The organism is Buttiauxella gaviniae, from assembly GCF_040786275.1.
In the GTDB taxonomy this organism is placed as follows: Bacteria; Pseudomonadota; Gammaproteobacteria; order Enterobacterales; family Enterobacteriaceae; genus Buttiauxella; species Buttiauxella gaviniae_A.
In genome coordinates this window covers 3745826-3763990 of the sequence record NZ_JBFMVT010000002.1, presented here as the reverse complement: position 1 = coordinate 3763990, position 18165 = coordinate 3745826, and the positions used below count along the sequence as shown (strand labels likewise).

The 18165-nt window shown below is 52.1% G+C and carries 19 protein-coding genes; 12 read left to right on the top strand and 7 right to left on the bottom strand.

What is annotated here, in order from left to right:
* Positions 1 to 73: 73 nt before the first annotated feature.
* The 5 genes from dcyD to AB1E22_RS17930 all read right to left on the bottom strand — a co-directional run bounded on the left by dcyD (position 74) and on the right by AB1E22_RS17930 (position 5180).
* Entirely contained in the window at positions 74 to 1060 is a 987-nt protein-coding gene (dcyD, locus tag AB1E22_RS17950; RefSeq protein ID WP_367596590.1) for a D-cysteine desulfhydrase, read from the bottom strand.
* A gap of 119 nt (positions 1061 to 1179) precedes the next feature.
* Complete coding sequence (gene tcyJ, locus AB1E22_RS17945) at positions 1180 to 1980, bottom strand: cystine ABC transporter substrate-binding protein (protein ID WP_367596589.1); 801 nt, start codon at positions 1978 to 1980, stop codon at positions 1180 to 1182.
* An 86-nt stretch (positions 1981 to 2066) separates the two neighbouring features.
* Positions 2067 to 2618, bottom strand: a complete 552-nt coding sequence (gene fliZ / locus AB1E22_RS17940) for a flagella biosynthesis regulatory protein FliZ (RefSeq protein WP_367596587.1) — start codon at positions 2616 to 2618, stop codon at positions 2067 to 2069.
* Between the two features lie 37 nt (positions 2619 to 2655).
* On the bottom strand, positions 2656 to 3375 hold the full coding sequence (locus AB1E22_RS17935) for an RNA polymerase sigma factor FliA (protein ID WP_367596585.1): 720 nt from the start codon (positions 3373 to 3375) through the stop codon (positions 2656 to 2658).
* 164 nt (positions 3376 to 3539) lie between these two features.
* Positions 3540 to 5180, bottom strand: a complete 1641-nt coding sequence (locus tag AB1E22_RS17930; RefSeq protein ID WP_367596584.1) for a FliC/FljB family flagellin — start codon at positions 5178 to 5180, stop codon at positions 3540 to 3542.
* Between the two features lie 243 nt (positions 5181 to 5423).
* Here AB1E22_RS17930 and fliD point away from each other — a divergent pair, with 243 nt between their 5' ends.
* The 4 genes from fliD (at position 5424) to amyA (ending at position 9200) form a co-directional block, all read left to right on the top strand.
* The gene (gene fliD, locus AB1E22_RS17925) at positions 5424 to 6824 is read left to right on the top strand and encodes a flagellar filament capping protein FliD (protein ID WP_367596583.1); all 1401 of its coding nucleotides are present in this window, start codon (positions 5424 to 5426) and stop codon (positions 6822 to 6824) included.
* A 15-nt stretch (positions 6825 to 6839) separates the two neighbouring features.
* Positions 6840 to 7247 (top strand): flagellar export chaperone FliS, encoded by a 408-nt coding sequence (gene fliS / locus AB1E22_RS17920; RefSeq protein WP_367596582.1) that lies wholly within the window; start codon positions 6840 to 6842, stop codon positions 7245 to 7247.
* Positions 7247 to 7609 carry a flagella biosynthesis regulatory protein FliT gene (gene fliT / locus AB1E22_RS17915; RefSeq protein WP_367596581.1) on the top strand — a complete coding sequence of 121 codons (363 nt, stop codon included), beginning with the start codon at positions 7247 to 7249 and terminating at the stop codon, positions 7607 to 7609. The genes fliS and fliT overlap by 1 nt, the downstream gene beginning before the upstream one ends.
* 103 nt (positions 7610 to 7712) lie before the next feature.
* The gene (gene amyA / locus AB1E22_RS17910; RefSeq protein WP_367596580.1) at positions 7713 to 9200 is read left to right on the top strand and encodes an alpha-amylase; all 1488 of its coding nucleotides are present in this window, start codon (positions 7713 to 7715) and stop codon (positions 9198 to 9200) included.
* A 187-nt stretch (positions 9201 to 9387) separates the two neighbouring features.
* Here amyA and yedD read toward each other — a convergent pair whose 3' ends face one another.
* Positions 9388 to 9801 carry a lipoprotein YedD gene (yedD, locus tag AB1E22_RS17905; protein WP_367596579.1) on the bottom strand — a complete coding sequence of 138 codons (414 nt, stop codon included), beginning with the start codon at positions 9799 to 9801 and terminating at the stop codon, positions 9388 to 9390.
* Positions 9802 to 10024: 223 nt separating this feature from the next.
* On the opposite strand from yedD, the gene yedE reads away from it, so the two are divergent.
* From yedE to AB1E22_RS17885, 4 genes are all read left to right on the top strand, one after another.
* Positions 10025 to 11239: a selenium metabolism membrane protein YedE/FdhT gene (yedE, locus tag AB1E22_RS17900; RefSeq protein ID WP_367596578.1), complete on the top strand. Its 1215-nt coding sequence runs from the start codon at positions 10025 to 10027 to the stop codon at positions 11237 to 11239.
* On the top strand, positions 11236 to 11472 hold the full coding sequence (gene yedF, locus AB1E22_RS17895) for a sulfurtransferase-like selenium metabolism protein YedF (protein ID WP_367596576.1): 237 nt from the start codon (positions 11236 to 11238) through the stop codon (positions 11470 to 11472). The genes yedE and yedF overlap by 4 nt, the downstream gene beginning before the upstream one ends.
* Positions 11473 to 11614: 142 nt before the next feature.
* Positions 11615 to 12127 (top strand): serine acetyltransferase, encoded by a 513-nt coding sequence (locus AB1E22_RS17890; protein ID WP_367596574.1) that lies wholly within the window; start codon positions 11615 to 11617, stop codon positions 12125 to 12127.
* 246 nt (positions 12128 to 12373) lie between these two features.
* Positions 12374 to 12757 (top strand): hypothetical protein, encoded by a 384-nt coding sequence (locus tag AB1E22_RS17885; protein ID WP_367596573.1) that lies wholly within the window; start codon positions 12374 to 12376, stop codon positions 12755 to 12757.
* A 54-nt stretch (positions 12758 to 12811) separates the two neighbouring features.
* Here AB1E22_RS17885 and fliE read toward each other — a convergent pair whose 3' ends face one another.
* The gene (gene fliE / locus AB1E22_RS17880) at positions 12812 to 13123 is read right to left on the bottom strand and encodes a flagellar hook-basal body complex protein FliE (RefSeq protein WP_367596572.1); all 312 of its coding nucleotides are present in this window, start codon (positions 13121 to 13123) and stop codon (positions 12812 to 12814) included.
* Between the two features lie 216 nt (positions 13124 to 13339).
* Between fliE and fliF the strand changes: the two genes are divergently transcribed.
* The 4 genes from fliF to fliI are packed head-to-tail and all read left to right on the top strand — an operon-like array spanning position 13340 to position 18066.
* A complete protein-coding gene (fliF, locus tag AB1E22_RS17875) occupies positions 13340 to 15025 on the top strand; it encodes a flagellar basal-body MS-ring/collar protein FliF (protein WP_367596571.1) in 1686 nt (561 codons plus the stop codon).
* Positions 15022 to 16014: a flagellar motor switch protein FliG gene (fliG, locus tag AB1E22_RS17870; protein WP_367596570.1), complete on the top strand. Its 993-nt coding sequence runs from the start codon at positions 15022 to 15024 to the stop codon at positions 16012 to 16014. The genes fliF and fliG overlap by 4 nt, the downstream gene beginning before the upstream one ends.
* Positions 16007 to 16708, top strand: a complete 702-nt coding sequence (gene fliH, locus AB1E22_RS17865; protein WP_367596569.1) for a flagellar assembly protein FliH — start codon at positions 16007 to 16009, stop codon at positions 16706 to 16708. Before fliG ends, fliH begins: the two co-directional genes overlap by 8 nt.
* Positions 16708 to 18066 (top strand): flagellar protein export ATPase FliI, encoded by a 1359-nt coding sequence (gene fliI, locus AB1E22_RS17860; RefSeq protein ID WP_367596568.1) that lies wholly within the window; start codon positions 16708 to 16710, stop codon positions 18064 to 18066. Before fliH ends, fliI begins: the two co-directional genes overlap by 1 nt.
* Positions 18067 to 18165: the final 99 nt, after the last annotated feature.

Genomic DNA, 18165 nt, shown 5'->3' with positions numbered 1-18165 from the left:
TATATGTACCCTGTGCGCTACAAAGCGGTGGATGTCGCTGGGCTAATCCACCCTACAAAATCATCTGGCGTAATTAAACATGAGGATGGTACGCGAACAGCGCTGGTGCCCCGCCGGTATGAATAAAGATGATTGGACCTTCGTCTTTAAAACGCTTTTGTGCCACGCCATCAATCAGCCCGGCCATCGCTTTGCCGGTATAAACCGGATCGAGCAAAATCCCTTCGAGACGTGCCAGTAATTTAATCGCTTCCAGCCCCTCTTCATTGGGATGACCATAGCCCGGTGCGAAATAGTCATCCCACAAAGTAATGGGATTATTGGCGTTGACGCTCAGAGATTGCGCGACCGCCTGCTGCAATGCCTCTACTTTAGGCAATTGCTGCGCGATAGTCCGTGAAACTGTAACGCCAATTAAATCGACATCCGGCATCACCTGCTCGAGCCCAACCGCAAGCCCCGCATGGGTCCCTGCGCTACCGGAAGCGACCACCACCGAGGAGACACTCACCGCGCCTTCACATTGCTGAGCAATCTCCAGTGCGCTTTCCACATACCCCAACGCGCCCAGCGCATTCGAGCCGCCAACCGGCACCACATACGGGCGAAAACCCTGTGCTTCAAGACGGGTGGCGATCTCTTCTAGCTGTTGATCCGGAGCGTGTAACGCATCACATATTTCGATCTCGACATCAAACAGATCGAGCATCAACCGGTTGCCGTTGCTGAGGTAGTTTTCCGCTTGCGTGCCGATTGGGTTTTCCAGCAGCGCAACGCATTTGAGGCCCAGTTTAGCGGCAACGGCTGCGGTCTGGCGAACGTGGTTCGACTGAATAGCACCTGCGGTAACTAGCGTATCAGCGCCTTCGCGCAGCGCGTCGGCGGCGAGAAATTCAAGTTTACGCAGCTTATTTCCGCCCATCGCCATTGGCGTGGTGTCATCACGTTTAATATAGATTTCACGGCCAAGGTAGTCGGAAAAGCGCGGCAGATATTCGAGTGGCGTCGGGGCGCCGATAAATTCCAGACGCGGAAAACGCGTCAGATTGTGCAGTGACATAAGCAACTCCATTACACTGAATAATCTTTATTATGCACCAGCCCGGCAGAATGCTGGCAAATACAAATAAAAAAGGCGGATGTCGCTTACGCTAATCCGCCCTACGCATCACGAGTTAATTATTTAGTAACGTCAGCCCCGAACCACTTCTCGGACAGTTTAGCCAGAGAGCCGTCTTTCTGCATTTCAGCGATACCTTTGTTGATCGCTTCAACCAGATCTTCGTTACCTTTACGCACTGCAACACCCGCTTCCTGACGAGAGAACGGTTCGCCCGCAACGGCCAGGGTATCTTTGGTTTTCTTCACCAGATCCAGCGCCGCCAGGCGGTCAACCAGAATCGCATCAATACGGCCTACGCGCAGATCCTGATATTTCGTTGGGTCATCATCATAGGTGCGGATATCTACGCCCTGCACATTGGCACGCAACCACTCTTCGTAGTTCGTCCCAAGACCGACGCCCACTTTTTTACCTTTCAGGGAATCCGGCCCGGTGATGCTGCCTTCATTGCCCTTTTTCACCAGCGCCTGAATACCGGAAACGGTGTACGGCGTGGAGAAGTCATATTTTTTCTTACGTTCATCGGAAATCGTGACCTGGTTAATCACCACGTCGATGCGTTTGGAGTCCAGCGACGCCAGCATGCCGTCCCATTTGGTCGGCTTCAGCGAGGCTTTCACACCCAGATGTTGCGCCAGTTGCTCAGCAAACTCGACTTCAAAACCGGTCAGTTTGCCGTCATCGCCCTGGAAGCTAAAAGGAGGATAAGTCCCTTCCAGGCCAACCAGCAGCGTGCCGCGATCTTTCACTTTCGCCAGCAAATTTTCAGCCGCAAAGGTTTTAACACTCGCGCCAGCTACCATTGCCACAGCCAGTACGCCCATCAGCGCCTGACGCCCCACCATTGCTAATTTCATAGATACCCCGAATGTTGAATAATTTTGTTGTAGTGTAACGACTTAATATAAGCAATCAAAACCACTACGCTACAACTTATGCCATTTTAATATATATCAGAAGTTGATTTATTTTCCTGGAAATGGGCGGCACTATTTTTATTCAGGATCTGAAACTGGCCGTACTTTCGTAAAGCAATCCGGTAGTTATTGGTGCTGGTAAGCGGTAACCACGCTTCGAATGCGTCGTCGAGCCAGGCCTCAGGCGTGGAAGGCGCGGGAATGTTTTGTGACGCTAAGTGATTCCCCAGACGACGCAGGCGCACCACATATTCGCGGATGGTGCCGTGGCTCATCTCGGTTTGCTCAAACAGATACTCTTTAAAACCGATGATATCGAAATAGTGCTCCTGCTCTTTGCAGTATAAATCCCCGCAAAAACGACACAGCGCCGCCCAGGACTGGCGTTCAACCTGCCAGCCGTTCTCATCAATTAACGTATCAAGCTGCGCGATGGCGGTTTTACTGACGATCTCCCCGCCCCGCGTTAGTGTGATTCTGTCGAGCAATTTTGCACACTGCGCGCAGTGAGTTTGTGTGTGTTTAAAGTCTTTTAAATAGCGGCTCAATGGACGCTTTTTTAATGGTTGCACCGTCATGATGTTATCCCGGTCGTCTTATAATATGCGGCACTCCCTACAACTTACCGAGCTTCGTGCGTAAGCGTTTAATCGCCTGGCTGTGCAACTGACTAATGCGCGACTCCCCCACATCCAGTACCGCGCCAATCTCTTTGAGATTCAGCTCTTCCTGGTAGTAGAGGGTCAGCACCATCTTTTCGCGATCCGGCAGCGCTTCAATCGCGTCCATCACACGCTGGCGCAAATTCCCTTCCAACAGTTGCTGGAGCGGGTTCGCCTGCTGATGCTCTTCGGTAATCAGTTCGATACTGTCGCCATGCTCTTCACGCCACTCGTCATAAGAGAAAAGTTGACTGTTATTGGTGTCGAGCAACATCTGACGGTATTCGTTGAGCGGGATTTCTAACCGGTCTGCCACTTCCGTTTCGGTGGCATTGCGGCCCAGCTCTTGCTCCAGTTGACCTATTGCCTGCGCAACGCCGCGGGCGTTACGCCTGACGCTGCGGGGCACCCAGTCACGGCTGCGCAACTCATCAAGCATCGCCCCACGGATGCGCTGCACCGCGTAGGTAGTAAATGCCGTTCCTTGCAGGGCATCATAACGGTCCACTGCGTTTAACAACCCGATGCCGCCCGCCTGTAGCAGGTCGTCAAGCTCCACACTCGCGGGCAGGCGTACCTGCAGGCGCAATGCTTCGTGACGCACCAGCGGTACATAACGCTGCCACAGCGAGTGTTTATCCATCACACCTTCAGCGGTATACAGTGAATTCACGATAAACAGCCCTGCGTTAGTTGAGTTATCGGCATGATTATCCGTTTCTGGAGGGGTTTTAATCGCAAGAATAGTGGGTGAAATGAGGGGTTATTTGGGGGTTATGGGTAACACTCAATACGAAAAAACCCCGCGATCGCGGGGTTTGGTCAGATTTGCGTGAATTAACGCAGCAGAGACAGAACGCCCTGCGGTACCTGGTTTGCCTGTGCCAGAACAGAAGTACCCGCCTGTTGCAGGATCTGCGCACGAGACATGTTGGAAACTTCGGTCGCGTAGTCAGCATCTTCGATACGGCTACGAGCAGAGGTCAGGTTGCCCAGGGTGTTACCCAGGTTAGTGATGGTAGAGTCGAAACGGTTCTGTACCGCACCGAGGTCTGAACGCAGGGCGTCGACCTGTGCCAGGGCTTTGTCCAAAGCTTTCAGTGGGTCAGCAGATTTTTCGGATTCACTTTTCTCAGCTGTGGTCAATTTACCATCGGCTGTTTTGTAAACTGTTTTGCCTAAAGTAGCATCTTCAGTGGTCGTGATTGAACCATCAGCCTGCGCGAAGTAAGTTGGTGGTGTTGTGCTCAGTTTACCTTCATTCATGAAGGCATTAGCACCTACAGCACCAGCAGTAACTGTATATGCATTACCACTAACAGTAGCAGTGTAAGTACCATTCTTAACGGCATTAGAGAAAGTATCACCTGCAACTACCACGTTAGTTGCATTGAACTTACCGCCAGTAGCACTGGTGAAAGAACCTTTGTCAGTTTTAATGGTAGCAACTGCACCACCAGTAGCATCAGCTAAGTCTGCTAATGTTGCTTGAACATCAGCTGGATCTGCTGCTGTTTTAGTTAGGTTACCAGTACCATCCAAATACAGAACTGCATTATCATCTGCGGCAGTCATTTTGCCTGATTTATCAATGATAACGTCCTGAGATTTACCACCGATAGAAACCGTTGCTTTGGTTGTATCGCCCGCTTTGGTATTCAGGAATGAAGCTACATCTGTATTATCAACACCATTTACTGTTGCCGCTTTATAAGTATTTGATGATTTATCGAATACATAGTCAGTTGCCGCTGTAGTTCCAAGGCCAACGTTCGCAGTTGTATTAACTTTATCGCCTGTAGCTGTACCTACTGCTGCGAGGATATCGCTTGAAGAAGCTTTAGCTGCATTGTTTGTGTATTGAGTGACGCCAACTGTACCGCTTGCGCTTGCAGTCAGGCCAGTCATGTCTTTCAGCGTAGCGGCCGTGTTAGCCACATCACCTTTACCATTCACGTTAAAGCCGTTCAGGCCCAACGTAGAAGAAGTAATTTCTTTCAGGTCAATAGTGATAGTTTCACCGTCGTTCGCGCCAACCTGAATTTTCATAGAGCTGTCAGCAGAAAGTACTTTCACGCCGTTAAACTGAGTTTGACCAGATACACGGTCAATTTCACTCAGGCGCTGGGTGATTTCATTCTGGATTGAATCCAGGTCAGACTGGGAGTTAGTCCCGTTAGTTGCCTGAACAGACAGCTCACGTACACGCTGCAAGTTGTTGTTGATTTCAGACAGCGCGCCTTCAGTAGTCTGCGCGATGGAGATACCGTCGTTGGCGTTACGGGAAGCCTGAGTCAGGCCTTTGATGTTTGCAGTGAAGCGGTTAGCAATGGCCTGGCCCGCAGCATCGTCTTTCGCGCTGTTAATACGCAGACCGGAGGACAGACGCTCAATAGCAGTGCCCAGAGAAGACTGAGATTTGTTCAGATTGTTTTGGGTCAACAGCGACAGGCTGTTAGTGTTGATAACTTGTGCCATGATTTTATCCTTATCAATTCACATTTTGTTGTTGGGCTGTTGCCCACGGTTTCTCACCGTCTACCCATGTATCGGCACACTATTTTCGAACTTTAGAAAAATTTCACTTTTTAACTACCCGCAGAAATAACCCGCAACGCGTGCATTATTCCCGCCATTAATAGCGCGTAAATATCATTAAACTTTGCCGCTAAAGTGCCGATACCAACGTGAATAATTGTTAGTAATGAAAAGGGAATAATAATGGCTAGCGTTTCTTCATTAGGGGTAGGATCCAATCTGCCACTGGATACACTTTTAACAAACTTGAGTACTGCAGAGAAAGGTCGACTGACCCCGATTACGGCCCAGCAGTCCAGCTACAGCTCAAAACTGACGGCTTATGGCACGCTCAAAAGCGCGATTGAAAAATTCCAGACGGCGAATACCGCACTTAATGACGCTACCCTTTTTAAAAGCAGCACCGCCACCAGCAGCAATACTGATTTAGTGGTTAGCACCGGTGCGGGAGCCGCCGCCGGTAAATACACCATCAGCGTGACGCAACTGGCGCAGGCACAATCTCTTGCGACCGGCGGAATAGCCAGCGCAACTGACAAACAGAGCAGCGTTTCATCTACTGACCGCACACTGATCATCAACCAGCCAGGTCGTGAAAAACCTCTGGAGATCAAACTCACTGACGACCAGACCTCACTGAACGGCATTCGTGATGCGATTAACACCGCTGATAGTGGCGTCTCTGCCAGCGTGATTAAAAACAAAGACGGTGAGTTCCAGTTGGTTATCTCTTCTGCCGAAACCGGTGAAGATAAGGCCATGACGATTAGCGTCACCGGCGACAGCGAACTCAACGATCTGCTGGGTTATGATTCAAAAACCAAAACGGGCAAATTAACTCAAACTATTGCGCCTCAAAATGCCCTGTTAACCATCAATAATATCGAAGTAGAAAGCGGGAGTAACACCGTTAAAGATACGCCGGAAGGCGTCACCTTAACGTTGAATAAAGAAGTGACCAACGCAACGGTTACCGTCACTAAAAGCAATGATAAAGCGACCGCCGCCATTAAAGGCTGGGTTGATGCCTATAACGCCATGCTGGACACCTTTAGCTCGCTGACCAAATACAGCGCGGTAGAAGCGGGGGCAGATCAGAGCGCAGGCAACGGTGTACTGCTGGGCGACAGCGTGGTGCGTACTATCCAGACGGGCATTCGCGGCCAATTTACCACCGGCGATACTGGCTCTAAATTCAGCACACTCTCCCAAATCGGCATTGCCCAGGACCCGACCACCGGCAAACTGAAAATCGATGACGATAAGCTGAAAACCGCGCTTAGCAGCAACTCTGTTGATACCCAAAAATTACTGGTCGGTGACGGTAAAACCACCGGCATCACCACCACCACCGCTAACCTGGTAAAAAGCTATCTGGCGGACGACGGCATTATCGACAGCGCCACCACCAGTATTAACGCCACGCTCAAAAGCCTGACGAAACAGTATCTGGCGGTTAGCGACAGCATTGATGAAACCATTGCCCGATACAAAGCTCAGTTTACGCAACTCGATACCATGATGAGCAAGCTGAACAACACCAGTACCTATCTGACTCAACAATTCTCATCCAGCAGTTCCTGATAACAAGGGGTAATTATGTACAGCGCGCGGGGTACCCAAGCATATGCTCAAATCGGTGTGGAAAGCGCCGTGATGAGCGCGAGTCCTCATCAACTGATTGTTTTGCTTTTTGATGGAGCATTAAGCGCCCTGGTCAGAGCTCGCTTGTTTATGCAGCAAGGAGAGCTAGCCGCGAAAGGGGAAGCTCTCAGTAAAGCCATCAACATTATCGATAACGGCCTGAAAGCGGGGCTCGATCGTGACCAGGGTGGCGAAATCGCCGAGAATTTATCGTCTCTGTATGACTACATGATTCGCCGCTTGATGCTGGGGAATCTTCGTAATGACGTTGAGGCGATAGAAGAAGTTGAAGGGTTATTAACCAACATTGCGGATGCCTGGAAACAGATCTCTCCTCAAAACGTTGCGCGGGAGCCTGCCTAATGTCGCCGTATGTAGAACTTATCAGCCGGTGGCAAAACGTGGTGCTGTTAAGCCAGTCCCTCTTGGAATTGGCGCAGCGCGGCGAGTGGGATCTCTTGCTGGAACAGGAAGTCGCTTATCTGCAGGGCATTGAAACGCTCAATGCTAACCCAATTCCGCCGGGTACGGCGAAAAGCGTGCAGGATATGTTGCAGAAAAATCTTGAGCAAATCCTCGCCAACGAGCAGGCGTTAAAGAATTTATTGCAGCAGCGTCTGGACGAATTGAGCGCGTTAATTGGCCAGTCTTCACGCCAGCAAACCCTGAATCACACGTACGGACGGTTATCAGGCCAGTTACTGGTACCCGATGCTCCACAATAATTTTGTTTTCTGTTGTGCATCAATCCGCCAGTAAGACCTTCAAAAGTTCAAAAATCTTCCATACTCCAGAGGTCAGCTAAATGACTCCTGGAGCGTGGACTCAATGAAAAACCCAACTTTATTGCAATTTTTCCATTGGTATTACCCCGGAGGGGGCCAACTGTGGGCGGAAGTCGCCGAACGCGCCGCAACGCTCAACGACATCGGCGTGAATATGGTTTGGCTGCCACCCGCCTATAAAGGCAGTTCTGGCGGCTATTCGGTCGGTTATGACTGTTACGATCTGTTTGACCTTGGGGAATTTGACCAAAAAGGGTCGGTTGCCACCAAATACGGCGATAAAGCGCAATTAATGGCGGCGATAAAAGCCCTGCAAGAAAATGATATCGCCGTGCTGCTTGATGTGGTGGTCAACCACAAAATGGGCGCCGATGAAAAAGAGCAGATCCGTGTCAACCGCGTCAACGAAGAAAACCGTAACGAAATTGACGATGAAGTTATCGAATGCGAAGCCTGGACGCGCTACACCTTCCCTGCCCGCGAGGGAAAATACTCGAAATTTATCTGGGATTTTAAATGCTTCAGCGGCGTAGACCACATCGAAAACCCGGATGAAGACGGCATTTTCAAAATCATCAACGATTACACCGGCGAAGGCTGGAACGACCAGGTGGATGATGAGCTGGGTAATTTCGACTACCTGATGGGCGAAAACATCGACTTCCGCAACCACGCCGTCACCGAAGAGATTAAATACTGGGCGCGATGGGTGATGGCCGAAACCGGCTGCAACGGCTTCCGCCTGGATGCGGTAAAACATATTCCCGCGTGGTTCTATAAAGAGTGGATTGAGCACGTTCAGGAAGTCGCTGAACAGCCGCTGTTTATCGTCGCTGAATACTGGTCGCACGAGGTTGATAAACTTCAGGAGTATATTGCCCAGGTCGACGGCAAAACCATGCTGTTTGACGCCCCGCTGCAAATGAAATTCCACCAGGCATCGAAGCAAGGCCGTGATTACGACATGAGCCAGATTTTCACCGGCACGCTGGTGGAGGCCGATCCTTTCCACGCCGTAACATTGGTCGCCAACCACGACACGCAACCGTTGCAATCCCTTGAGGCACCGGTTGAAGCGTGGTTCAAACCGCTGGCTTATGCGCTAATTTTGCTGCGTGAAAACGGCGTGCCGAGCGTGTTTTACCCCGACTTGTTTGGCGCCAGCTACGACGATGAAGGCGGCGATGGCGAAACGTATCATATTGATATGCCAATTATCGAACAGCTTGATGATTTAATTCACGCCCGCGAACGCTTCGCTCATGGCGTGCAAACGCTCTATTTCGATCATCCCAACTGTATTGCCTTTAGCCGCAGTGGCACCGATGAACATCCGGGCTGCGTGGTGGTGTTATCCAACGGTGATGAAGGCGAAAAAACCATTGAGCTTGGCGATAACTATGGCGGCAAAAACTGGCGAGATTACCTTGGCAACCGGGAAGAGATTGTCACTACCGATGAGCAAGGCACTGCGACCTTTACCTGTAACGGCGGCAGCGTCAGCGTGTGGGTGATGGAAGAGGTGTTATAGCGGCGGGGTACTCCCTTCCCCTTTCACGAACTGTCTCTTATTAAAGATCTCACTCTGACAATCTTTCAGGGTGAGATCTGTAAGGCGCAGAGATTTTCCATTCACCGTTAGTGGCAGAGTAAATGCCACTAATCTCTGCACTAAAAGATGTGACTTAGAAACAGCATAAGGAAAGCGAAGTCACACCTTACGGTAACTTGCTATCCAGCGGGTTTTTCTGCAAATAGTCAGCACATTCTTGCGTTGGGCGGTCAACGCGTTTCAGCGTCATACCTGCATATTCCAGCATATCCCCTTCACGCTCGACGCTATATACGTCGCGTTTATGAGTGACGTTATACCAGTCGTCCGAACGCTGCATCAGCTTACCCGGAAGGGCAATCACGCGTTGCCACTGGCGGCAATCCAGCGTATCCCCTGCGGGCGTAACCACAAGCGTTGCAATCGCTTCAGGGCTTACCATCTCACTTTGCGGCCCCTGCGACTGCCAGTATCCGGCGAGCCCCGCAGGTGCTGGTGTTTTCACCACTTCGCGGTAATCATCAACCTGCACACAGCCGCTCAATGCCAGCAACACTGTCAATAATGCAATTTTTTTCATCGTCTATCCCGACTGTGGAGAAAAAATAATTTTCGCATTAAAGCACTTAGCCCGCCACTGTTTCTCTGGCACCGGAAAAAAGAAGGTGTTGAGAACCTCCCTGAACCAGCAAGTTATTTGATAGTCGTCATTAAAGCGGCCTATTTTGGCGAATCGGTAAAACAAAAGTGCTTAAATACAGCCCCCTAAAATAGTCCACCCCTTCTGAGTTCAGAGGCGAGAAATGTTCTGGCAACACTTTAAAATCAATTATCTGGTTAAATTCTGGGCGCCCATGCCCGCGGTTATCGCGGCAGGTATTCTCTCAACGTATTATTTCGGCCTGACGGGCACCTTCTGGGCGGTCACCGGCGAGTTCACCCGCTGGGGCGGGCAACTCCTTCAGCTAGCCGGGGTGCATACCGAAGAATGGGGTTATTTCAAACTCATTCATCTCGACGGAAGCCCGCTGACACGCATTGATGGGATGATGATCATCGGCATGTTCGGGGGCTGCTTTGCCGCCGCCCTTTGGGCAAATAACGTGAAATTGCGAATGCCACAGCATCGCATCCGCATTTTCCAGGCGGTGCTGGGCGGCATTATTGCCGGTTTCGGTGCGCGTCTGGCGATGGGTTGTAACCTCGCCGCCTTCTTTACCGGCATCCCTCAGTTCTCTTTGCACGCCTGGTTCTTCGCGTTAGCGACCGCCATCGGTTCGTGGTTCGGTGCAAAATTCACGCTTCTGCCGATGTTCCGTATTCCCGTCAAACTGCAAAAAGTATCCGCATCTTTGCCGCTGACTCAGAAACCCGAGCAGGCTAAACGCCGCTTCCGCATCGGCATGCTGGTGTTCGCGGGCATGTTAGGTTGGGGGGCGCTGACCGCAATGAACCAGCCCAAACTGGGTCTGGCGATGCTTTTTGGCGTCGCGTTTGGTTTATTGATTGAGCGGGCGCAAATCTGCTTTACCTCCGCATTTCGTGATATGTGGATCACCGGGCGCACACATATGGCGAAAGCCATTATTCTGGGCATGGCGGTCAGCGCCATCGGTATCTTCAGTTATGTACAGCTCGGCGTTGCGCCAAAAATTATGTGGGCGGGTCCAAATGCAGTAATCGGTGGGCTACTGTTCGGCTTTGGGATTGTGCTGGCGGGCGGGTGTGAAACCGGCTGGATGTATCGCGCGGTTGAAGGGCAAGTTCATTACTGGTGGGTCGGATTAGGTAACGTCATTGGCTCCACCCTCTTAGCCTACTACTGGGATTCGCTCTCCCCTGCGCTGGCGACCAACTGGGATAAAGTGAATCTGCTTAATACCTTTGGCCCGCTTGGCGGATTGCTGGTCACTTATTTACTGTTACTCGCCGCATTCTTGCTGGTAGTGGGTTGGGAGAAACAGTTCTTCCGCCGCAAAAATCTGTCCATTAGCGAACCCAATAAGGAGCCTGTATGAGCCACAATTATATTCCTGACTTCCGCCTGGATATGCTGGGCGAGCCCTGCCCTTACCCGGCGGTAGCGACGCTTGAAGCGATGCCACAGTTAGCAAAAGGCCAAATTCTGGAAGTGGTTAGCGACTGCCCGCAGTCGATCAATAACATCCCGCTGGATGCTAAAAACCACGGATACACCGTGCTGGATATTCAGCAGGATGGCCCAACCATCCGCTATTTGATTCAGCGTTAACACACTTAAAGCGAGGGGCATTCCCTCGCTTTAATTCACCTTGAGCGTTTTTGCAGTGATATAAAAGATTTTACTTCGTGCGATGGCGAGTTATGAAATATGAATTAAGATTATTCTCATAAACTCTTAATGGAATATCGCCATGCGTGATTTCTTTTCCACATTAATGTATGACTTGAAAATAAATACTGCAAAATCAAAGGTCATCATCTTAATTTTTCGGCTGGCGACCATTCATGCCAAAACAAAAGCGTTGTATCCCCTTTCATTGCTTTTTGTGATTCTCAACAGGCTGATTAATGAGGGCCTGTTTGGCGTGGAACTTTCCTATCATTTACAGATAGGGAAAGGCTTTAAAATTTGGCACGGTAACTCCATGATCATAAACAGAAGCTGTGTGATTGGCGAAGGCTTTACCATCAGGCAGTTTTGCACCCTCGGCAGCAACAAAAATGGCGTGGATATCAAATTTAAAGTCGGGAATAACGTCAATATGGGCGCCCACTCCTGCATCATTGGCGATGATATAGAAATTGGTGATAACGTCATCATTGGTGTAGGTACTCTGGTGTTAAAAAGCGTGCCGTCAAACAGCACGGTAATATCAAGTAATAAAATGGTTGTTATTGAAAGGCATGACACCTTAGCCATTTAAATATCATACTTTCGTCGTATTTACTTATTTCAAGAAATAAATCTTTCAAATATTCGCTGCAATATTCATATGCCGCGAATTTTATATATTCAAATTAAACTCCTTCATTTTTAAATTCTTGCACCTACCTGCATAGTAAAAAAGGGTTTTTGAGGCATCGAAAACCCTCTACAGTAAAACCCCGTAGCGATCGAGAGACTGAAAACAGGTCACTGACCGGGTATCGCATTTACTATTGGGGATAAAATGAAGAAGATTTTGTGGGTTGCTGTCACTGCAATGGTGTTAGCGGGTTGTGCAACCAAGGGCACAAGAATTATGCATATTCAGGCTAACTGTGATGCGGTTAATCCCGAGCCAAAGGATTTCTATAATTTCGTGAGCTGCATGAAATCCGGGATCAAACAAGATGAAGCCCTTGCATCCACTCCGGTTGTGATCAAATACCTGACGATGGCCGATCGTCTTTCTGCTCGCGCCCGTGCTGGGGAAATTTCACTTGCCCAGGCGCAATGGGAACTTGATGGATATTACCGACAGGCCAATCCGCGTGCTCGCCACCGACGTGCGCCTAAGCCTGTAGAGGTGAATCAGGTTACAACCCCACCGGCCACAGTCAGCGCTCAGTAACAGACGCAGAATATCCGTGTGATTAGTGCATATTGCGCTGAGCACACGGCTCCACTAAACCTGCATGTTCATGACTTCCTGGTAAGCCGACACCAGCTTATTACGCACCTGAATGCCCATCTGTAGCGAAACCGACGATTTTTGCAGATCGACCATCACATCATTCAGCGCAACGCCTGGCGTACCAAGCGCAAATTTCTCAGCTTGGGTGCGAGCCGCGGTTTGCGTTTCGCTGATGCGCCCAAGTGCTGCCTGGAGCTCACCGGCAAAGCTCACTTTAGGTTCATAATTTTGAACCGGATTCCCCGCCGATAGCGCCGTTGCCTGCAACTGCTGAAGTACGCCTTCAATGCCCTGAATCGCCATTTCCCTGCCCCAGTAAATTTTAACGCGGCAAGATTATCACCTTGTCAATAGGATAAAGGCCTTAAATAGCAGCAATAAATAGAGCTAATTCAGCCATCGAAAATTCTCAAACAGAAAATAATGGCGACGCCTTTTGTTGTGATTGTCGACCCGGGAGCTCGTTTTGTTCACTTTTACGCTTAACAATGATGTTTACGCCCAGCCGCGAGGTGCTAAATGACCGCTGCGGCCCAGGCACAAACGCCCCAAAACAAAACCCAGGAGTGGCTAACCCGCATTCGTGCAAATCCTAAAATTCCGCTGATGGTTGCCGGGGCTGCGGCCATCGCCATTATTGTCGCGCTGGTGCTGTGGGCTAAAACGCCTGACTATAAAGTGCTTTACAGCAACCTGGCCGATCAGGACGGCGGCGCAATCGTCACTCAGTTAACCCAAATGAACGTGCCGTACCGCTTCTCGGATAACGGCAGCGCCATTTTGGTTCCGGCTGATAAAGTCCACGAATTACGTTTACGTATGGCCCAGCAAGGGCTGCCGAAAGGCGGCGCAGTGGGTTTTGAGCTGCTGGATCAGGAAAAATTTGGTATCAGCCAGTTTAGCGAACAGGTCAACTACCAGCGTGCGCTGGAAGGCGAGCTGGCTCGCACTATCGAAACACTGGGCCCGGTAAAAACCGCCCGCGTACACCTGGCGATGCCGAAACCTTCTTTGTTTGTTCGTGAACAAAAATCCCCTTCAGCTTCCGTAACGCTCAGCCTTGAGCCGGGACGCGCATTAGATGAAGGGCAAATCAGCGCCGTTGTGCATATGGTTTCCAGCGCGGTGGCAGGCTTACCGCCGGGCAATGTAACGCTGGTCGATCAAGGCGGTCACCTGCTTACTCAGTCCAATACCGCAGGGCGCGATCTGAATGATGCTCAACTGAAATATGCGATGGATGTCGAAAACCGCTATCAGCGCCGCATCGAAGCGATTCTTGGCCCTATCGTTGGCAGCAGCAATGTCCACGCGCAGGTTACCGCGCAGATCGATTTCTCCAATAAAGAGCAGACCGAAGAGCAGTATCGCCCGAATAGCGATCCTTCTCAGGCGGCGGTGCGTTCACGCCAGTTAAATCAAAGCGAGCAGGTCAATGGCCGCAACCCAGGCGGCGTGCCGGGAGCGCTGTCAAACCAACCCGCACCGCCGAACAACGCCCCCATTGCGACGCCACCGCAAAATAATGCCGCGAACGCTGCACAGCAAAATCAGTCGACGTCGATGGGGGGTTCTACGCCAACCGGCTCAAGCAATACTCAGCGCGATGAAACCACCAACTATGAAGTCGATCGCACCATTCGCCATACCAAGCTGAACGTGGGCGACGTGCAGCGCCTCTCGGTGGCGGTGGTCGTCAATTACCGCCAGTTGAGCGATGGCAAACCGCTGCCGTTGACCGCCGATCAGATGAAACAGATTGAAAATCTGACGCGCGAAGCGATGGGCTATTCCGACAAACGCGGCGATACCCTCAACGTAGTTAACTCTCCGTTTAGCGCCATTGAAGATACCAGCAACGAGCTTCCGTTCTGGCAGCAACAAGCCTTCTTCGAAATGTTGATGTCGGCGGGTCGTTGGTTGGTGGTGCTGATTGTGGCCTGGCTGCTGTGGCGCAAAGTAGTGCGCCCACAACTGCAACGCAAAGAAGTGGCCCAGCAGGCACAAATGGAAGCCCAGCGTCAGCGCGTGGAAGAGGATGAAGCCGTTTCTGTTCGCCTGACCAAGGACGAGCAACAGCAACAACGCAAAGCGAACCAGCGCCTGAGCGCCGAAGTCATGAGCCAGCGTATTCGCGAGATGTCTGATAACGATCCGCGCGTGGTTGCGCTGGTGATTCGCCAATGGATGAGTAACGAACTATGAGTATTAGCGGAACAGAGAAAAGCGCCATTCTGTTGATGACCATTGGTGAAGACCGCGCAGCGGAGGTGTTTAAACACCTGAGCCCGCGCGAGGTTCAACATCTCAGCTCGGCGATGGCCAGTATTCGCCAGATTTCTAATAAACAGCTCACCGAAGTATTAGCCGAGTTCGAGCAAGAAGCCGAGCAATATGCGGCGCTATCGATTAACGCCAACGACTACCTGCGTTCGGTGCTGATCAAAGCCCTGGGCGAAGAGCGCGCATCCAGCCTGTTGGAAGACATTCTGGAAACCCGCGAAACCACCTCGGGCATGGAAACGCTCAACTTTATGGAGCCGCAAAGCGCTGCCGATCTGATTCGCGACGAGCACCCACAAATCATCGCCACGATTTTGGTTCACCTCAAACGCGGCCAGGCGGCCGACATTCTGGCGCTGTTCGACGAGCGTTTACGCCACGATGTGATGCTCCGTATCGCCACCTTCGGCGGCGTACAGCCTGCGGCGCTGGCAGAGTTGACCGAAGTGCTCAACAACCTGCTTGACGGCCAAAACCTCAAACGCAGCAAAATGGGCGGCGTGAGAACCGCAGCAGAAATCATCAACTTGATGAAAACTCAGCAGGAAGAAGCGGTCATTTCTGCCGTTCGCGATTTCGACGGCGAGCTGGCGCAAAAAATTATCGACGAGATGTTCCTGTTCGAAAATCTGGTCGAAGTGGACGACCGCAGTATTCAGCGCCTGTTGCAGGAAGTGGAATCCGAATCGCTGCTTATCGCCCTCAAAGGTGCCGAACAGCCGCTGCGCGAGAAGTTCCTGCGCAATATGTCGCAACGTGCGGCGGATATTCTGCGCGACGACCTCTCCAACCGTGGCCCGGTGCGCCTGTCGCAGGTGGAAAACGAACAGAAAGCCATTCTGCTTATTGTGCGTCGCCTGGCAGAAACCGGCGAGATGGTGATTGGCACCAGCGAGGATACCTATGTCTAACGGGCTACCGTGGAAAATCTGGACGCCTGACGATCTCGCTCCGCCCTCTCAGGCGTTCGAGCCGCTGTTTCAGTCCGATGCAGACGTTGAGGAAGCGGAACATCCGCAGCCAAACGAGTCGGATTTACAGCAGCAACTTGCCCAGATGCAGATGCAGGCGCACGAGCAAGGTTATCAGTCAGGCCAGGCGGAAGGTCAGAAAATCGGCATTGAAGAAGGCCGAAAAGCAGGATTTCAGCAGGGGCTCGAGCAAGGCCTGGCTGAAGCAAAACAGCAGCAAGCACCGGTGCATGCCCGCATGCAGCAACTGGTCAGCGAATTTCAGTACACGCTGGATGCGCTCGATAGCGTTATCGCCTCGCGTTTGATGCAAATGGCGCTGGAAGCGGCTCGCCAGGTGATCGGCGAGACAAAAAGCATTGATAACACGGCGCTGATTAAACAGATTCAAACGCTGTTGCAACAGGAGCCGATGTTCAGCGGCAAACCGCAGTTGCGCGTCCATCCTGACGATCTGCAGCGCGTCGAAGAGATGCTGGGTGCCACGCTCAGCCTGCATGGCTGGCGGCTGCGGGGCGATCCGAGTCTGCACCAGGGCGGGTGTAAAGTTTCCGCTGACGAAGGCGACCTCGACGCCAGCGTCGCCACGCGCTGGCAGGAACTTTGCCGCCTCGCAGCCCCTGGAGTGTTGTAATGACTGCCCGTCTGACTCGCTGGCTAAACACGCTCGACAATTTCGAAGCACGCATGTCGCAAATGCCCACGGTTCGCCGTTATGGCCGCCTGACGCGGGCAACCGGCCTGGTGCTGGAGGCGACCGGCCTGCAATTGCCGCTCGGCGCAACCTGTATTATCGAACAGCATTCCCGCGATATTGAGTGTGAAGTGGTCGGTTTTAACGGCCAAAAGCTGTTTCTGATGCCGCTTGAAGAAGTGGAAGGGATTTTGCCCGGCGCGCGCGTCTACGCCAGGGCAACCAGCGAAGGCGGCCTGCACAGCGGGAAACAATTGCCGCTGGGGCCTGCCCTGTTGGGCCGCGTGCTGGATGGCAGCGGACGCCCGCTCGACAGCCTTCCCGCCCCTGAAACCACCACGCTTGGTGCGCTCGGTGCGGCTCCGTTCAACCCTTTACAACGTACGCCGATTGTACACGTTCTGGATGTAGGCGTGCGCCCAATCAACGCTCTGCTGACGGTTGGGCGTGGGCAGCGTATGGGGCTGTTTGCCGGTTCCGGCGTGGGTAAAAGTGTGCTGCTTGGGATGATGGCCCGCTACACCCAGGCCGATGTGATTGTGGTGGGTTTGATTGGCGAGCGTGGGCGTGAAGTTAAAGACTTTATCGAAAACATTCTCGGCCCTGAAGGCCGCGCCCGCTCTGTTGTGATCGCCGCCCCTGCGGATGTTTCCCCGCTGCTGCGTATGCAGGGTGCCGCCTACGCCACGCGCATTGCGGAAGATTTCCGCGACCGCGGTCAGCATGTGCTGCTGATTATGGATTCCCTCACCCGCTACGCGATGGCGCAGCGTGAAATCGCCCTGGCGATTGGCGAACCTCCGGCCACCAAAGGCTACCCGCCTTCCGTGTTTGCCAAACTTCCGGCGCTGGTTGAGCGCGCGGGGAACGGCATTTCCGGCGGCGGTTCGATTACCGCGTTTTATACGGTTCTGACCGAAGGTGACGATCAGCAAGATCCGATTGCCGACTCGGCGCGCGCCATTCTTGACGGCCATATCGTGCTGTCACGCCGCCTGGCTGAAGGTGGGCACTACCCGGCCATTGATATTGAAGCGTCGATCAGCCGCGCCATGACATCCCTGATTACCGATGAGCACTACGCGCGGGTACGGCATTTCAAACAACTGTTATCCAGCTTCCAGCGCAACCGCGATTTGGTCAGCGTCGGGGCATACGCCAAAGGCAGCGATCCGCAGCTCGATAAAGCCATTGTGCTGTGGCCGCAGTTGGAAGCCTTTTTGCAACAAGGGATTTTTGAGCGCAGCGGTTGGGAAGAAGCTTGCCAGTCTCTGGAGATTATTTTCCCGACGGTTTGATGGCCGGTAATCGGTGGATGGCGCTGTCGCTTATCCCCCCTACAACGGCCTTTCGTAGGTTGGGTAAGCGCAGCGCCACCCGACAGGATTTGGTGGGAG

Bases quoted from the DNA above. Each gene is read 5' to 3' on its own strand.
- dcyD (WP_367596590.1), bottom strand. From the start codon at position 1,060: ATGTCACTGCACAATCTGACGCGTTTTCCGCGTCTGGAATTTATCGGC.
- tcyJ (WP_367596589.1), bottom strand. From the start codon at position 1,980: ATGAAATTAGCAATGGTGGGGCGTCAGGCGCTGATGGGCGTACTGGCT.
- fliZ (WP_367596587.1), bottom strand. From the start codon at position 2,618: ATGACGGTGCAACCATTAAAAAAGCGTCCATTGAGCCGCTATTTAAAA.
- AB1E22_RS17930 (WP_367596584.1), bottom strand. From the start codon at position 5,180: ATGGCACAAGTTATCAACACTAACAGCCTGTCGCTGTTGACCCAAAAC.
- fliD (WP_367596583.1), top strand. From the start codon at position 5,424: ATGGCTAGCGTTTCTTCATTAGGGGTAGGATCCAATCTGCCACTGGAT.
- fliS (WP_367596582.1), top strand. From the start codon at position 6,840: ATGTACAGCGCGCGGGGTACCCAAGCATATGCTCAAATCGGTGTGGAA.
- fliT (WP_367596581.1), top strand. From the start codon at position 7,247: ATGTCGCCGTATGTAGAACTTATCAGCCGGTGGCAAAACGTGGTGCTG.
- amyA (WP_367596580.1), top strand. From the start codon at position 7,713: ATGAAAAACCCAACTTTATTGCAATTTTTCCATTGGTATTACCCCGGA.
- yedD (WP_367596579.1), bottom strand. From the start codon at position 9,801: ATGAAAAAAATTGCATTATTGACAGTGTTGCTGGCATTGAGCGGCTGT.
- yedE (WP_367596578.1), top strand. From the start codon at position 10,025: ATGTTCTGGCAACACTTTAAAATCAATTATCTGGTTAAATTCTGGGCG.
- yedF (WP_367596576.1), top strand. From the start codon at position 11,236: ATGAGCCACAATTATATTCCTGACTTCCGCCTGGATATGCTGGGCGAG.
- AB1E22_RS17890 (WP_367596574.1), top strand. From the start codon at position 11,615: ATGCGTGATTTCTTTTCCACATTAATGTATGACTTGAAAATAAATACT.
- AB1E22_RS17885 (WP_367596573.1), top strand. From the start codon at position 12,374: ATGAAGAAGATTTTGTGGGTTGCTGTCACTGCAATGGTGTTAGCGGGT.
- fliE (WP_367596572.1), bottom strand. From the start codon at position 13,123: ATGGCGATTCAGGGCATTGAAGGCGTACTTCAGCAGTTGCAGGCAACG.
- fliF (WP_367596571.1), top strand. From the start codon at position 13,340: ATGACCGCTGCGGCCCAGGCACAAACGCCCCAAAACAAAACCCAGGAG.
- fliG (WP_367596570.1), top strand. From the start codon at position 15,022: ATGAGTATTAGCGGAACAGAGAAAAGCGCCATTCTGTTGATGACCATT.
- fliH (WP_367596569.1), top strand. From the start codon at position 16,007: ATGTCTAACGGGCTACCGTGGAAAATCTGGACGCCTGACGATCTCGCT.
- fliI (WP_367596568.1), top strand. From the start codon at position 16,708: ATGACTGCCCGTCTGACTCGCTGGCTAAACACGCTCGACAATTTCGAA.